The organism is Streptomyces sp. HUAS MG91 (assembly GCF_040529335.1).
GTDB lineage: Bacteria > Actinomycetota > Actinomycetes > Streptomycetales > Streptomycetaceae > Streptomyces > Streptomyces tabacisoli.
Map to the genome: position 1 here is coordinate 4,967,043 of NZ_CP159534.1, position 16,444 is coordinate 4,983,486.

The following is a 16,444-nucleotide window of genomic DNA, read 5'->3' on the forward strand; positions in this document are numbered from 1 at the left end:
ACGGCATGGGCATCATCAGCTGGATCGTCCTGGGCCTGCTCGCCGGTGCCATCGCCAAGATTCTGCTCCCGGGGCGCGACCCGGGCGGTCTGGTCGGCACCACGCTCATCGGTATCGCCGGCGCCTTCATCGGCGGCTGGATATCGGCCCAGTGGCTCGACCGCCCGGTCAGCAAGGACTTCTACGACGGCGCGACCTGGGTCTCCGCGATCGGCGGCGCCCTCGTCCTGCTGATCCTGTACCGCATCTTCTTCGGCAACTCCCGCGAGCGGCACTGACCCGCCGCGCCCCGTCGTGCGCCCCCGCGCGCCGGGGCGCACCCCCCGTTTCCCCAACGGGCCCTCGCACAACCCCTCCTGAGCATTCGTGAGGCCTCTCCACGGAACCGTGGGGCACGGGCCACCCGTTGTGGAAGCATTGGAGCAACGGGGGAGGTGACAGCGCGGGGCCCGAGCCAGGGGAGCCCCGCGTGACGCGTATGGATTTCTTCACGGACGGGGTGCTCGATCCACAGGCGTGCGGGGAGCGGCGGACCGCAGCCGTCCTGACCGCGGCCGCCCAGCGGGCCGGCCGGCAGCTGCGCCCCAGCGACGTGGTGCACGCGGCGCTGACCGGCCGCGACGCCGCACTGCTGTCCGCCCTGGACGTGGCACTCGTCGACGGGGCGGCGCCGGGCCACCTGCTGGAGGCCATCGACGTCTACAACCCCCCGGGCGCGGCCTACGAGTTCGACGGCTCCCCGGACCGGACAGCGCCCGAACTGCGCGCGGCCCTGGACGAGTTCACCGGGACGGTGGCCGAGGCCGAAGGGCCCGCCGTCCTCGATCTGCTCCTCGCCTGCGTCCTCGCCCACCCCGACGAGCAGGACCGCGCCTTCCTCGGCGGCGTCCTCGACCTGCCCCGCGCCGCCGAGGCGTTACGCCGCCGGGTGCGGGTCCGCGCCGAGGCACCGCACCAGGTGTTCGACGAGGGATCGGGCCGGCTGCGCTCCGAAGGGTTCACCGCCGACGCCTGGACCGTCCTCGAGCAGGCCGCCGAGCGAGCCGCCGCACTCGGCTACGACCGGCTCCTGCCACCGCACTGCCTGCTCGCCCTGCTCGGCGAGACCGAGGGCCTGGCCGAGCGCCTGCTGCGGCTCCAGCTCCCGCCCCAGATCGGCCTGGTGAAGGCCGTCGAGCTGATCTCCGCCGCGTTCCGCCTCTCCGACCTGCCCCGCCCCGAGCCGCCCCGGCTGCACCGCGACGACTGTGCGGAGGCCCTGGTCGCCCTGCTCGCCGCGGCCCGCCGCACGGCCGCCCTCTGGGACGCCGACCGGATCGACACCCCGCACCTGCTCGCCGCTCTCCTCGACGACCCGCCGCAGCGCCTCGCCGTCGTCCTCGCCGCGGAGCCGCTCCGCCTCGACCTGGACCGCCTGCGCGCCCACCTCGCGGAGAACCTGCGGGCGCGCCGCACCGCCGCCCCGCGCGAGTCCGCGTACAAACTGCCCGCCTTCCTGCCGCCCGCCGAGGACCTCACCTGGCAGGCGCCCGACGAGAAGCCCGCCCGGCACCTCGACCGCTACTTCGACCCGCTCTGCCGCGCCCTGCACCGCTCGGAGAGCAACCACGCGCTGATCACCGGCCTCCCGGGCGTCGGCACCACCACCCTGCTGCGGGAGCTGGCGCGGCGCGCGGCGGCGGGCGAGATCCCCTTCCTGCGCCGCAAGAGGTTCCTGCGCGTCGACTGCCGGGACGTCGCGGAGGAGGAGAGCGCCGCCCAACTGGCCGGACTCATCGGCCATGTCGAGGGCCGCACCGACCTGGTGGTCTGCGTCGACGGGCTCGGCCCGCTGCTGCGCGGCCCGCGCGGCACCACCCACGTCCTGGAGCTGCGCCGCGCGCTCGCCGAGCGCCGCCTCCACCTCGTCGGCGTGCTCTCCCCGACCGACTACGAGGACCTGCTCGCCGCCGACCACGAACTGCGCGACCTGACCAGCCGCGTCGACATGACCGAGCCCGACCGCGACAGCGCCCGCGACATGGTGCGGCAGACGGCGGACTCCCTCGCCGAGGAGTTCGGCGTCCGGGTCGAGGACCACGCCGTCGACCGGGCCGTGGTCCTGGCCGGCGAGTTCATCGCCCACCGCAAGCTGCCCCAGTCCGCCGCGCGCGTGCTGCGCCGCGCCTGCGAGGACCTGCACTACGCGCGCGACCAGCTCGACGACCCGCGCACCGCGGTCACGTACGACGAAGTGATCGACGTGGTGGCCGAAGTGTCGGGTGTCCCGCGCGGGCAGCTCGCCGGAGCCGCCTCGGGCGACGACACCCGGGTCGACTACGAGACGGCGCTCGGCGCCCGCGTCGTCGGCCAGGAGGCGGCCGTGCGCGTCGTCTCCGACCAGCTGCGGCGCATCAAGGCGGGCCTCGCGGACGCCGGTTCGGGCCCCGCGGCGGTGCTGCTGTTCGCCGGGCTGACCGGCGTCGGCAAGACCGAGCTGGCCAAGGCGGTCGCCGGCCTGTACTCGGCGTCCAAGCGGCTCCAGACGTACTCGATGGGCAACTTCACGGAGCCGCACAGCGTCGCGGGCCTCATCGGCTCCCCGGTCGGCTACCACGGCCACGACCGCGGCGGCCGCCTGATCAACGAGCTGAACGCGGACCCGTACTGCGTCTTCCTCCTCGACGAGGTCGAAAAGGCCCACCCGGAAGTACTGCGCCCGTTCCTCAACCTCTTCGACGAGGGCTGGATCACCGACCAGCGCGGCGTGAAGGCCCACGCCGACCGCGCCATCTTCGTCCTGACGACGAACGCCGGACACGAGCTGATCTCCCACGACGCCCCGTACCGCAGCGACCGGGAGATCGCCACGGCCGTCTCGGAGCGCCTGGCGACCCTGCGCCACCGGCAGGGCGAGGCCGTCTTCACCCCCGAGTTCCTGGCCAGGATCGACCGCGTCGTCGTCTTCCGCCCGCTCGGCCCGGACGCGATGTATGGCATCGGGCGGCTCATCGTCGAGCGGCGGCGCGCGCACTGGCGCGAGCGGCTGGAGAAGGACCTCGTCGTCTCCGACGAACTGCTGCGGTACGCGGCCGAGCTGGGCCACGAGCAGGACATCGCCGCACGCGGCAGGGAGGGCGGCCGGATCATGAACGCCCTGCTGACCGACCTGGTGGACACACCGGTGCTCGCCCTGCGCGAGGAGCGCCCGAAGGAGTTCCGCGAGGCCGCGCGCATCGAGGTGACCTCCGCGTCGGCTCCCGCGCGGGAGGACCCGTTCGCGGACCCGGTGGTGCGGCGGACGGAGATCAGGCTCGTACCGCCGGACGACGGGCCGCGCCGGGACGCGTCGTCGGCGGACCCCTCCGAACCGGCAGAGCTCGCCTCTTCGGCAGAGCACGCCCCTTCGCCGGATCTCGCCCACCCGGCCGACCTCGCCGACCCGGCGGAGCCGGACGACCTGGCGGCCGCTCGCGCGGACGTGCCGGAACCGCGGGACAGGTCCGACGTGTCGGCCGACTCGGCACGCCGGATCGCGGGGAGCAAGGGCGGGGAGGCGCTGTATGGCGACGGCTGACACCGACCTGCGCGAGCTCGTCGGCCGCGTGATCGACGGCCGCTATCTGCTGCGCGAGTGGATCGGCGGCGGCGGATTCGGCGCGGTGTTCCGCAGCGAGCAGTACGTCCTGGGCCGCGCCGTGCGCCCGATCGCCTGCAAGGTGTCCCGGCGCCCCGACCTGACCGAGCAGAGCGCGGGCGAGCTCTTCGCCGACGTCCTCGTCCTCGCCGACGCCATGGGCGCCATGACCGACCTGGAGGCCCGCCGCCACCTCGTCCATGTCTACGACGCGGGCCTCGCCCGCGATCTCGGCGGCCGCGCCTACCTCGTCATGGAGTACGTCCGGGGCGGCACCCTCGCCGCCGAGTTCGCCCGGATGGAGCGGGTGCCGCCGCGCCTGATGGTGAAGTGGGCACGGCAGATCGCGGTCGCGCTGCGCGGGCTGCACCGCCTGTTGCCGCCCCTGCTGCACCGCGACCTCAAACCGGACAACGTCCTGCTCGGCCAGGACCGGGCCGTCCGCCTCATCGACTTCGGGCTCGCCGCCCGGATGCGCGCCGCGGGCCAGGTCGAGGGCGTCGCCGGCACCACCCGGTACATGGCGCCGGAAACCGCCGGCGGCGCCAGCCTGCCCGCGTCCGACCTGTACTCGCTCGGCCTGCTGATGTACGAGGGGCTGACCGGACGCCAGCCGTACGAGCATCTGGTCGTCCCCCTCGACCTGCCGGACCGGGCGCTTGGGGAGTGGCTCGTGGAGGCCAAGCGCAAGGCCCCGCCGGTGCGCCCCTCGTCCGTGGAGGCGGCCGTGGCTCCCGAGCTGGACGACGTCGTCATGCGCTGCCTGGAGTTGCGGCCCGGGGACCGGTTCCGCAGCGCCGACGAGGTCATCGCCGCCCTCGACGCCCTGCCCCGGCCCGGATCCGGCGGACGGCCCGGTGTCGCAGCGCCGCCGGTACGGGGCCCGGCCGATCTGGCGAAGGCCCGGCGCGCCGTGCGGGAGGGCCGGCCGGCCGAGGCGGTCGCCCTGCTGCGGGCGGTGCTCGGCCGGGGCGGCGTCCCGCGCGAGTTACTGCCCGCGCTCCTGGCCGAACTGGCGGGGGCGCACACGGAGTTGGGTGAGCATGCCGCGGCCGCCACGCAGTGGGCGCAGGCCTACGAGTCCGTACGGGCAGGGGCGCGCCCACCGGACGGCCTGAGTCGCGAACGGCTCGCACGCCACGCGGAGCAGGCGTTCCGCGCGGCGGGCAACAGGTTCCAGGCCGGGCATTTCGCACGGCTCGCGCGGGACGGGGGGTGAGGGATGCAGCCGCAGCGGTCGATCCGCAAGAGCCTGTCCGGTGTCGGACGCCTGGAGAACGCCTGGGCCGCCGCCCTGGAGGAGAGCGGCCCGTACCGCGCGCTCGCACGGATGCGGGACGTCCTCAAGGGGTTCGAGGAGCGGCCGGAGCAGGCGGCGCCGCTGTGGCTGCCGTTCCAGGAGTCGTTCCTGAGCGACCGGTTCCGCCCGCTGCTCACCGTCGACGACCTGCGGCGCCTCGCCGCTCTCGGTGAGCGGCTTGCCGGGGAGGGCCGCGTCCGGCTGCACCTGACCTGGATCCCGCTGGCCCGCGCGGTACTGCGCCGCGCCTCCCCCGACGACCGGGCCTGGGGCATCGTCCTGCTCACCCGCCTCTACCGCGCCCCGCAGCCGGACGAGGAGGCGCGCGTCGCGGCGGCCGAGGCCCTGGTCGAGGCCGCCGCGGACAACGACTCGGCGCTCGACGTCTACGCCGACCTGCTCGGCCGGCACCCCCGGCCGCCCGCCACCGTCCTGAACCACGTACGACGGCTGCTCGCCACGGACTTCGACGACCCCGTCGCGCGCGTGGAGCGGGCCGCCGCGCTGGCCGCGCGCCTGTCCACGGCACGGCCCGGCGCCCCCGTCACCGACCGGGCGCTCGGCTTCGCGGCGCTCCTGCTGCACGGCCGCCCGGACGACGCCGTCCGGCACTTCGAGTCCGCCTGCCGCGCGGACCCCGCCGACCCGGTGGCCGTGCACGGCCTCGTCGCCGCCCATCTCCAGGCCGGCCGGTACCTTCGGGCGAGGGCGGCGGTCGCGGGCCGCGAGACCGGGCTGACCGTCCGCGTCTGGCAGATCGTCGACCTGTGCCGGACGCTGGCCTGGCTGGACGACGACACCCTCGTGACCGACGCCGCGCAGCAGCCGCTCGACGCGGCACGGCTCGCCGAGATCGAGGAGGGGCCGGACACCGCGCCCTGGGTGCGGTACGCGCTGGGACGCCGGCAGTTGCTCGAAGGGCGCGCGCGGGCGGCGGGCGAGACGCTGACGGCGGTCGCCGCGGCCCACCCGCACCGCGCCGACCTCGCCTATCACGCGGCGTGGGCCCGGCTCCTGGACGGCCGCCGCCGGGAGGCCGCCGACACGCTCGACGCCCTCGCCGCCACCGGCGCGGGCCTGTCGTGGCCGCTGCTCTGCCTGCTGCTCGACGCCGATCCCGACCGGGCCGTCCCGGCGGACGTCCAGGAGCGGCTCGTCGCCGGGGCGGGCGCGACCGCGCCCGTCGTGCGGGCCCGGCTGCGGATGGCGCAGGGACGGCTCCCCGCCGGGGACCTGCCCGACTGGGACCGGCTCGACCTCGCCGGACACACCCTGCCGACCCGTCTCGAAGCGCTGCGCACGATGCTCGCCGCCGAGGTGCGGCGCGGGCGCCCGCACGAGGTGGACCGGCTCCTTCACCTGCCCCTCTTCCGACGGCTGCCGCGGGCCGAACAGCGGCTGTGGGAGGGCGTCGCGGCCCAGCCGGACGATCCGCACCGGGCCGTCCGGCTGCTCGTCGAGGCGCACGCCCTCGGCCGCGACCGGGCCGCCCAGGTCCGCGCCGCGGCCGAGCTGGGTGCCGGGAACCCGGCGGCGGTGCACTCCCTGCTGGAGGGCGCGGTCGGGCGGGCCGCCGAGCTGCTGCGGGCGCGCGCCGAGATCCTCCTGGGCCGGACCCGTGCGGCCGAGCGGCGGCTGCTGGGCGAGGCCGTACGACATGTACCGCGCGCCCGCTACGAGTTGGGGCTCATCGGGCTGCACAGGGCGGCCCTGCACTGGGCGTCCGGTGCGGCCGAGGCGGCGCAGCAGGAAGCCGAGCAGGCCGCCGCCCGGCTCACCGACGCCGCGCTCACCGGGCAGGACGCGGTGCCGGCCGTGCCCCCGCACGCCCGCGAACTGGGCCAGGCCGCGCGGCTGCTCGCCGAGCGGGCGCTGTACCCCGGCCGGGGGCGCGCGCCGTGGCGGGTGGTGCGGCATCGGCCGCAGTACGCGCGCGTGCTGGGACTTGCCCAGTTGCTGGCCGAGCCGGAACACACCGAGCCGGTCCTCGCCGAAGCCCTGACCGAGTGGACCCCGCGTGACCAGGCGCCGGGGCTGGCCGCCGCCCTGGCCCGCGCCTGCGCCCTCGCCCCCGACCCGGATCCCGACCGGGCGGCGCTGCTCGCCGAGTTCCGCCGCCGCCACGCCCTGCCCGCGGTCCGGGACGGCGCCGACCCGCTGGCGGTGCTGACAGCGGCGGCGGAGGCGCTGGGCACGCAGGGGAGGGAGGCGGCGGTGCGGGTGTTGCGGGCGGAGGGCGGCTCTGGTGGGGCTGCTCGGGCTGATGGGGCGGCTGCCTCTGCAGGGGGCGCCGGGTCTGCCGGGCTCGCCGGGCGCACCGGGCCCACCGATCCCACCGCACCGCACCCCCCACGCCCCCCGGCCCCGGACGCGGTTCCCGGTGGGCCCGACCGGCGGGGCGCGGGGGTCGCGCAGGACGACCCCGCACGGCAGGCCACCGAGTTCCTGGCGCATGTTCTGGAGGGCGGGGCCGGGCGCGGGCTGCCCGCGGCGGAGGGGCTGCCCGGGCTCACGGCGCCGTTGCTGACCGCGCAGGCCGCCGCCCTGGCCGGCGCCGACCTGGCGGGCGCGGCGACCGTGCTCACGCAGGGCCTCGCCGACCTCGATCCGCGCGACTTCGCGGGACTGCTCGACCTCGGCGCCGTGGTGCCCGCCCTGTGCGCCAGGGTCGCCCGCGCCAAGCGGCGCGACGCCCGCACCGACGCCCTGGCCGGCATCGTCCGGGCCCAGGCGACCGCCCTCCTCACGTCCGACGGCACCGCGCGAGCGGCCGGGCCGCAGCCCACCGCCCCCACCCTCCACACCCTCGCCCACTGCGCGGTGGCCCTCGGCGACCACGCCACCGCCGACGACCTGTGGCAGCGCGTCCTCGCGACAGCGGCGCCCGAGGCCCCCGAACGCGCGCAGTACGGCGCCTATCTGTGCCACCGCGCGGTCACCGTCCACGCGGCCGGGGACACGGCCACCGCCGTCACCCTGCTGCACCGGGCGGCCCGGCACCTCCCCGCCGAGCACCCCGTCCACCACCACCTGGCGAACCTGGTCCGCGACGACCGCGTGGACGCCCTGCTCACCGCCCTGTTCCCCGGCGCCGTGCCCGACTTCGAGCGGCGCGGCCGGTACCGCGTCATCGAGGACGCGGCGGAGCCCTACCCGGCTCTGTGGCGCGCACTGGAGCGCGACGAACCGGCCGCCATACTCCGCGAACTGGCTGCCCTGCTCGACATCGGCGACCCCGACGACCTGGCCCTGCCGCACACCCTCGCCGTCCTGCACCGCGAGGAGGCCCTGGCCGCCCTGGCCCGCACCGGCGTCCCCGGCCCCGAACTCACCGCGGCCACCGCCCTGTGGACCCTCCTCCTCGCCCACCCGGCGTTCTGGGAGCACGCGCGCGTGTCCGACGAGACGGCCGCCGCGGAACTGCGCCGCGACCTCACCGACGAACTCCTGGGCCTGCACCGGTTGCACGGCGCCCGCGCCCTCGACGCCGGCCGCCCGGCCGACCTCGCCGCCCAACTGCGTGCTCTGAGAGCCGTACACAAAGGTCCCCGCGCCACCCGGGCCCTCCTCGCCGGCGGGCCGCTCGCGGCGGCGGTGCCCGACGGGGTGGACCCGGACCTGTTCGCCGCCGCGGCCGCGCGCGCGGGCCGGCTGCTCGACGACTGGGCCGCAGATCTGGTGCGCACGGCGACCGAGCGGGTCGACGACCCGGCCGCGGTCGAGGGCCTGCCCGTGGGCGTCGACCGCGACTACGAGGCGGGCATCCGGCTCCTGGACACCGCCATCCAGCACGGCTTCGCACCGGTGCCCGTGCTCTGTGCCGCTCTGGAGTGGCACAACCAGTGGCAGTTCGGCCTGTACCGGCTCAGCGACTGGGACGCCGTGCGCGCGATCCTGGCCAGGGCGATCCCGTACGCGGATCAGCTCGCCGGGCTGGCCACCCCCCACCGCCCCCACCTGAAGGAGAACCAGGTCCTCGGCTTCCACTTCCTGGAGCGCGGCCTGCTCAACGGGCGCAACGCGGAGGCGGTCCGCTTCCTGGAGCAGGCCGAGGAGTGGGACCCGGGCAACCAGGAGGTGGGCCGGTTCCTCGCGTCGCGCCGCGCGGACCTCGTGTTCGTCCCCGTACGGGATCACAACACCGCCGCCCGCTACGACGAGGCGCTGGCCCTCCTCGACACGATCCCCGACACCGAGGACGTCCACAGCACCCACGTCCAGCTGCGGGTCAACGCCCTCTACGGCAAGGGCAAGCGCGAGCTGAGAGAGCGCGACTTCGACGTCGCCGAGCGGTGCCTGCGCGAGGTCCTCGTCCTCGCCCCCGAGGTCACCGACGACCCCAAGCTCGTACCGGACACCAACCAGGCCCTGTCCGCGCTGCTCAACAACCGCGCGGTGGTCTTCATCAACGCGGCCAACGCGGCACCGGAGGGCGACACCGAGGCGCTGCTCGGCCTGGTCGCCGCGAAGCCCCTGCTGCGCGAGGCCCTCGATCTCAACCCCGCCAACACGACCGCCGGGGAGAACCTGACCCGTGCGGAGGAGATGATCAGGAGATTCCTGAAATGAGCACGGCAGACCGTCGCCCCAATCCCTTCCACGTCCTCGCGCTGCCCTCCGACGCCGACGAACAGAGCATCGTCGAGCGGGCCGAGGACGGCATCCGCACGGCCGGCAGCGAGCAGGAACGCGCCCTGTACGACTGGGCGATGCGCGAGCTGATCGGGCATCCGCGCACCCGGCAGCGCCATGCGCTGACCGAACCGCCGGGCACGGGTTACCGGGACCGCGCCTGGGACGCGTTCGTGCGGCGCCACCGGGCGAACCCGGCCGATCTGCGCGGCCACCGCCTCACCCCCGACGCCTTCGACCTGCCGTCCGCCGTACGGCGCGTCGTACGGGAACTGCACCGGCCCCTACCCGACGCGGCGCGGGCCGCCCTGGAGCGCCCGGCGCCGGACGCCCCCGGCTCGGAACTGGAGGCCCGCGATGTCCTCTTCGGCTGACCCGGCCACCGTCCCCTCCCTGGACTGGGGGGAGTTCACCGAGCGCGCGGTGCCCGAGGGCGGCGACGAGGCGGTGTCCCCGCAGGCCGAACTCGCGGGGGTGCTGCAGCGCCGCCACGAGGACCTGAGCGCGGCTCGCGGCGAGGCGGCGCGGGCCGCGTCCGGCGCCCGCGACACCGTCTTCGAACTGGCCTCCCTGGTGGGCAGGTTGGAGCAGCTGATCACGGCCGGGGAACAGGCCCTCGCGGACAGCGGCCAGGCCCGCCTGCACCGCAGGCTGCGCATCCTCAAGGAACAGATGCTGCAGACCCTGCGCGACGACGGCGTCGAGGTCCGCGACCCGCTGGGCCTGTCCGCCGACGAGGTCGCCGACTGGTCCGACCCGGTCGGCTGGCGCTACGGCCCCCAGTTCACGACGGAAACCGTGGCCCAGACCGACGAGCCGGCCGTCTTCCACCACGGCGCGGTGGTCCGCCTGGCCCGCGTCTTCATGGGCTCCCCGCAACCGGGAACCCCGAACACTCCGACCGAGACCGAGACCGAGACCGAGACCGAGACCGAGACCGAGACCGAGACCGAGACCGAGACCGAGACCGAGACCGAAGCCGCGGCCACGGACACGGACACGCCCCCGGCTTCCGATCCGGCCCCACCCCCAGTCGCCAAGCCCACCTCGGAAACCGATATCCCCACCCCGACCCAGCCCTCCGAAACGGACAACGACGCATGACGCAGCAGATCGTGAGCAAAGCCGTCGGGATCGATCTCGGCACGACCAACAGCGCCGTCGCGGTGATGGACCCCGCCGACGGCGACATCGTCATCCACCGCGACCCGGTCACGAAGTCGTCCACGACGCCGAGCTGCGTATGGCGTTCCCCGGCCGGCGGCGAGCCGGTCGTGGGACGCAAGGCGTACGCCCGCAAGGGCAGCACCCCGGAGCCGGTCACCTCGGTGAAGCGCCTGATGGGCACGCGGACGACCGTGGACCTCGGCGGTGAGCGGCGCACCCCTCAGCAGGTGTCGGCGGCGATCCTGGCCGAGATGAAGCGGCAGATCGAGGCCGACGTCGCGGCGTTCGACACCGAGGGCGTGCGCTGGATCGTCGACCGGGCCGTCGTCACCGTCCCGGCCTACTTCGACCAGCCCCAGATCGACGCCACGCGCGAGGCGGCCGAACAGGCGGGCCTCGAAGTGCTCGGCCTCCTCCACGAGCCCACCGCCGCCGCCAGCCACTACTGCTGGCGCACGGCGACGCAGAACGGCACGTTCCTCGTCTACGACCTGGGCGGCGGCACCTTCGACGTCAGCGTCCTGCGCTGCACCGCAGGCACCTTCGAAGTCCTCGGCATCAGCGGCAACAACCGCCTCGGCGGCGACGACATCGACGCCGCCATGGCCCGCCACCTGCAAAAGATGCTCCAGGCGGACGGCTACGCGCTCGACCTCGCCCCCGAGAAGGACCCCGAGGACGCGCTGCGCTTCAGCCAGCTGAAGATCCTCGCCGAGGGCGCCAAGAAAGCCCTGTCCGAGCGCACCGACTACATCCTGCGCGACACCGGCCGCCTCACCGACCAGCAGGGCGAGCCGGTCGTCATCGAGACCCTGCTGGAGCGGGCCGAACTCGACGCCGTGGCACGCCCGTTCATCGAGCGCACCTTCACCTACTGCGACGAGGCCATCGCCCGCGCCACCGACCGGGCCGGCATCACCCTCGCCGACGTCGACCACATCATCCTCGCGGGCGGCTCCACCCACATGCCGCTGGTCCGCCAGATGGTCACCGACGAACTGTGCGGCACCGCCGCGCCCGGCTCCCCGCGCACGATCAGAGCGGCCTGCGCGGGCCCGGTGTACGAGCAGGTCGACACGGTCGTCGCCCTCGGCGCGGCCGTCCGCGCGGCAGCCGTCGGCGGCCTCTCCGTCTACGACGCGGAGCGCACCGTCCGCGTCTCCTTCCACGGCACCGCCACCACCGGCCGCGCCACCACCTCCGTCGGCGGCACCGTGAAGGCGCTGACCGACGGCCTCGACCTCACCGACGGCCAGGTCCGGCTCACCACGGCCGGCTTCGAGGACCAGGCCGACCTCTCCGCCGAGGGCGCCTTCGCCTTCCGCGACGTCCCCGTGCAGCCCGACGCCGAGTCGAGCCTCACCTTCGAGGTCTACGACGCCTACGGCGACCTGCGCGCCACGGCCGGCCGCCAGCTCGCCCACACCTCGGGCGAACAGCGCCCGACCGGCGGCACCGGCGGCGCCGCGATCACCGCCAAGGCCGTCCTCATGGAGGTCGACTACGGCGACGGCCGCACCGGCCGCGAAGAACTCGTACCGGCGATGCAACAACTCCCGTACGAGCGGCCGTTCGAGTTCGCGCACCCGGGCAAGGAGCGCGTCGAGCTGCGCCTCTTCCAGCAGAGCGTGCCCATCCAGGTGATCACCGTCCTCGTACCGTCGTCGACCCCGCGCGGCACGGCGATCCACCTCAACGTCGCCATGTACGAGAACGCCGCGATCGCCGTCCGCGGCTCCATCGGCGAGATCTCCTTCGACGTCCCCATCGAACTGCCCGTCGAGCGCGAGATGCCGAGCGAGGCGGAGACCGCGGCGCTCTACCAGCGGTTCAAGGAGAACCTCGGCTATCTCGCGGCCGGCCCGCAGAACACGGCGAAGGCCCAGTGGGCGATGGCCGAGCGCGCCTTCCAGGAGGCCAAGGAGAGCGGTGACGTGCCCGGCGCCGTGCACGAGTTCCGCGAACTGGAGCAGATCGCCGACGCGGTGTCGCGCTCCGGCGGCGAACTCCAGCCGCCCAAGCGCGACTTCGACGACCTCGTCGCCGACTGCCAGGGCCTGCACGCCCACCTGGTGGAGAACGGCGTGCCGGAGGGCAAGACCTTCGACGCCCCCGAGATCGCCCGCGGCATCGAGGAGCAGCGGCTGCGCGGCGAGCAGGCGCACGCGGCCGGCGACCAGCGCGCGTACGGCGAGGTCATCCAGCGACTGCAACGCGTCTTCGGCTACTTGCAGGGCCTGATGCGCAGCGAGCGGACGGCCGCCGAGATCCCGCCCGCGGTCCGCGCGAGCGCCCAGTTGCAGGCCGACCTCAGGGGCACCGAGGAGCTGATCCGGGTGGCCGAGGCCACCGGCCGCACCGCCGAGTCCCGCGAACTGTCCGACATCCACCACAAGCTGCGCCTGCAAGAGGCCAGGATCGCGGCCGACCCGGAGGGCGTGCTGCGCGACATCAGCAGGACGAACGCCCGGCTGCGCCAGCTCGCCCGGATACTGATCGACGTCGACGGCGGCAGCGACTACGGCGTCCCGATCCTCCTCCAGGGCGGCGGCCCCGGCCAGGGGAGGCACCAGTGACGGCGCCCGTGACACCGGCGGCCGCCCCGGCCGTCGCGGTCGTCTGCCCGATCCCGCGCTGCCGCACGCACAACGACGCGGCGGCCGAGAGCTGCGGCCGCTGCGGCACCCCGCTGCGCGCGTACGTGCGTCTGGGCGCGCACACCGCACGGCTGTTCAACGACGGTCTCGCGGCCGCCCGGGACGGCGACTTCGCGGCGGCCCGCGACCGGTTCGCGGCGATCGTGCACTGGTGCCCGCACGACGCGGAGGCCCGCAGCGCGCTCGGCCTGGCCTGCTACGAGCTGGGAGACACGGCCGAGGCCCGCCGCCAGTGGCAGCAGACCGCGGCCCGCCGCCCGCAGGACCGGACGGCCCGCGCGGGCCTCGCGCTCCTGGACACCGCCGACATGAGCGCCGCCGTGGCGGATCCGCCCGACGAGGGCGTGGCTAGTGCGGATCCGCCGCGTCCCGCAGCGCCTGAATGAGCAGTTCCGGCTCCACGCCCAGCTTGTGCAGCAGCTTGCGGGCCGTGGAGTCCTCGTCGGCGAGGAGCTCGATGAGCAGCGCCTCCTCGCCGACGGGCGTGCCGGTCTCCGCCGCCTGCGAGGTCAGCCGCTCCAGCTTGTCGCGGGTGCGCCCGTAGAACTCGCTGGGCCGCGGCCGCCCGAGCCGGGCCATCCGGCGGTACGCCTCCCGGCCCTCCTCGCCCTGCTCGGCGAGCGCCCCGCGCAGCACATCGCTGCCCGCCACCGCGAACGCCTGCAACAGCAGACTCGTACTGATCCGCTTCTCGCCGGTCGCCGCGAGCAGCCGCGCGCTGCGCACCGCCGCTGCGGCCCCCGGCCCCAGCGCGGTCAGATCGAGCCGCCGCTCCTCCTCGTCGGCCCGCTCGCCGGCCGGCATCGTGGGGGAGAGCAGCCGCTCCGGCCGCACTCCGCACACCTTCAGCAGCTCCGCGCAGTTGCCGCCGCCGGTGTCCAGGAACGCCTGCGCGATGTCGTCGACCCCGACGGTGTCCCGCCCGGCGGCGACGGCGGCCGCGTCGGCGCCCTCGACGACCCGGGCGATGGTGTCGGAGAAGGCGATCCGCCCGCTGCCGTTCCGCGTGGCCCGGTCCTGGGCCGGGTCCTTGACGGCCGTATCCCCGGCCCGGGACGAGCCCGTACCGCCTGTAGCGCTCGTCGCGCTCGTCGACGTGTCCCCGCCACTCGCGGACGCGGCACCGTCGCTGGCCGGCGCATAGCTCTGCACCTGTTCCAGCATTGTCGTCAGCTGCTGGAGCCGCCGCGACCCGATCCGCACGACGGCCCGCTCGCGCACCTCGTCCGTGTCGAGCAGCGCGGTGAGCAGGTCGACCGAGGTGATCAGCCCCCGCATGGCCCCGAACCGCCGTGCCTTGCGCAGCAGTTCGGCGGCCTGCGGCGAGTACCGCAGCCGCTGCCGCGCGTCGCCGGGCGGCGACGGGTGCGGCGGCGCGTCGTCCACCGCGGTGATCTTCACGCTCGGATCCCCGTACAGCACGAACGACGCCCAGGTCCCGTCCCCGGCCCCGGCCAGCTCCGCCCGCGCCCCGCGCACCGCGGCCCCGGCCTCCGACTGCTCGCTGAGCTGCTGGTAGAAGGCCTCCGCGAATCTCAGGGCGCTCGCGTCGCCCACCGGAGTGCGCGTCCCGACCACGGTCTTGGCCCCCATCAGCATGAACGACATGCAGGCGTTCATGGTCGTCGCGGCCTGCGCGAGCGCGCGGGAGCCGGGTTCGAGGGTCGCCGACGCGGTCGTGCACCCGTTCACGAACACGATCGGCGGGGCGCCCCGTCTGGCCAGCGGCTGGAGCGCGTCGAGCCCGATGAACTTCCGGTCGTGCACCATCAGCCCGGCGGCGTCCGGCTCGCCCGACACATGCCCCGAGAAGTGGAACAGGTCGTACGGACGGACCTTGTCGGCCAGCTCCCCGACGACCCGCGTCATGCTCGCCTCGGCCCCGCTCAGCACAGTGCACTCCACACCCCGCCCGGTCAGCCACGCGCTGATCCGCGCGATCTCCTCGCGGGCGGAGGCCAGGTCCCCGAGGGTGTCGCCGACCACGAGCGCCCGCCGGATCCGGTCGCTGCTGCGCCCGTCGACGACGAACCCCTCGACCTTGGCGCGGCGCCCGATGTCGTGCGTGAGCCCGAGGAACTCGTCCTCGTCGTGCAGCAGTTCCCACGGTACGAGCGTCTCGTTGCTCTGCACCAGCAGCGGCCCGGTGGCCTCCCGCAGCCGCCGTACGAGGTCGAGCCGGCCGGTCTGCGGGAACAGGGCGTCGTACAACTGCCCGCCCAGCCGCACCAGTTCCTCCCGCAGCGCGTCCGCACCGTCGGGCTCGGCGCACTTCACGGCCGAGTCGATCTCCTTGCAGAGCCCCTTGACCAGGTCCTGGCTGACCGGAACGGTGTGCTCCTGCTCCAGCGGGCCGACCAGCGACCCGTCCCCCGAGCGGAGTTCGTACGAGTACTGGGTGCGGCCGGGCCGCGGCTCGGTGACCCGCACCTGGAGGGTCGTCATCATCGGGCGGGCCCGCCGGACGGCCCGACGCCGTCGCCGCCGGCCGTGCGGTGCCGGTCGTAGAACCGGGCGATCGCCTCGTCGGTGGCCCGCTCGGACGGGTGCACCAGCTCCAGGGTGTCCCCGTCGAGCGTCACCCGCACCCGCGGCACGGCCTCCTCCTCGGCCGAGGTGACGGCCCGCCGCGCGGTCGCCGCGTGCCGCCGCGCCATCCACTGGCGCACGGTCTCCACGACGGCGACGACGTTCCCGACCCCGCCCACGATCAGCGTGGCCACCTCCACCAGCTCGGCGACCCGCTGGTCGGACTCCGGCGCGGTCAGCAGCGTCCGCTCGACGCGGGCGGCCCCCGCGGCCGCCAGCGCCTCACGCAGACCCGCCAGTTCGGCCGCCGAGGGGTCGGGGCCGTACAGCTCGAGTTCCAGCGTCGCCCCTCCCGGCCCGGCGGTCCCCGTCGCTCCAGTGCTCATGCCTACCTACCTCCAAGCCCTGCCCCGTGGGCAGCGGAAACAGCAGTGCCACCAGCGTGACACCACGCCCCTCAGCAGACCATCGCATCGCCCCGATCGCCTTTGTTTCCCGGCAAGTTGACGCGGACGGGCGGAGCACATGCGCGGAGGGGCGGCA

10 protein-coding genes are annotated in these 16,444 nt (G+C 75.1%); 8 read left to right on the forward strand and 2 right to left on the reverse strand.

The window, feature by feature from the left end; all coding sequences use genetic code 11:
* Positions 1–5 precede the first annotated feature (5 nt).
* The 8 genes from ABII15_RS22655 to ABII15_RS22690 all read left to right on the forward strand — a co-directional run bounded on the left by ABII15_RS22655 (position 6) and on the right by ABII15_RS22690 (position 13,758).
* Positions 6–278 carry a GlsB/YeaQ/YmgE family stress response membrane protein gene (locus ABII15_RS22655; RefSeq protein ID WP_353944146.1) on the forward strand — a complete coding sequence of 91 codons (273 nt, stop codon included), beginning with the start codon at positions 6–8 and terminating at the stop codon, positions 276–278.
* A 200-nt stretch (positions 279–478) separates the two neighbouring features.
* A complete protein-coding gene (locus ABII15_RS22660; RefSeq protein WP_353947159.1) occupies positions 479–3,556 on the forward strand; it encodes an AAA family ATPase in 3,078 nt (1,025 codons plus the stop codon).
* Entirely contained in the window at positions 3,543–4,835 is a 1,293-nt protein-coding gene (locus ABII15_RS22665; protein WP_353944147.1) for a serine/threonine-protein kinase, read from the forward strand. Before ABII15_RS22660 ends, ABII15_RS22665 begins: the two co-directional genes overlap by 14 nt.
* A gap of 3 nt (positions 4,836–4,838) precedes the next feature.
* Entirely contained in the window at positions 4,839–9,485 is a 4,647-nt protein-coding gene (locus ABII15_RS22670; RefSeq protein WP_353944148.1) for a hypothetical protein, read from the forward strand.
* Positions 9,482–9,922: a hypothetical protein gene (locus ABII15_RS22675; RefSeq protein ID WP_353944149.1), complete on the forward strand. Its 441-nt coding sequence runs from the start codon at positions 9,482–9,484 to the stop codon at positions 9,920–9,922. Before ABII15_RS22670 ends, ABII15_RS22675 begins: the two co-directional genes overlap by 4 nt.
* Positions 9,906–10,652 (forward strand): hypothetical protein, encoded by a 747-nt coding sequence (locus ABII15_RS22680; RefSeq protein WP_353944150.1) that lies wholly within the window; start codon positions 9,906–9,908, stop codon positions 10,650–10,652. The genes ABII15_RS22675 and ABII15_RS22680 overlap by 17 nt, the downstream gene beginning before the upstream one ends.
* On the forward strand, positions 10,649–13,291 hold the full coding sequence (locus ABII15_RS22685) for an Hsp70 family protein (RefSeq protein WP_353944151.1): 2,643 nt from the start codon (positions 10,649–10,651) through the stop codon (positions 13,289–13,291). Before ABII15_RS22680 ends, ABII15_RS22685 begins: the two co-directional genes overlap by 4 nt.
* On the forward strand, positions 13,288–13,758 hold the full coding sequence (locus tag ABII15_RS22690; protein WP_353944152.1) for a tetratricopeptide repeat protein: 471 nt from the start codon (positions 13,288–13,290) through the stop codon (positions 13,756–13,758). Before ABII15_RS22685 ends, ABII15_RS22690 begins: the two co-directional genes overlap by 4 nt.
* On the opposite strand, the gene ABII15_RS22695 is transcribed toward ABII15_RS22690, so the two are convergent.
* Positions 13,721–15,820 (reverse strand): CHAT domain-containing protein, encoded by a 2,100-nt coding sequence (locus ABII15_RS22695; protein WP_353944153.1) that lies wholly within the window; start codon positions 15,818–15,820, stop codon positions 13,721–13,723. The genes ABII15_RS22690 and ABII15_RS22695 overlap by 38 nt on opposite strands.
* Entirely contained in the window at positions 15,817–16,287 is a 471-nt protein-coding gene (locus ABII15_RS22700) for a hypothetical protein (protein ID WP_353944154.1), read from the reverse strand. Before ABII15_RS22700 ends, ABII15_RS22695 begins: the two co-directional genes overlap by 4 nt.
* Positions 16,288–16,444: the final 157 nt, after the last annotated feature.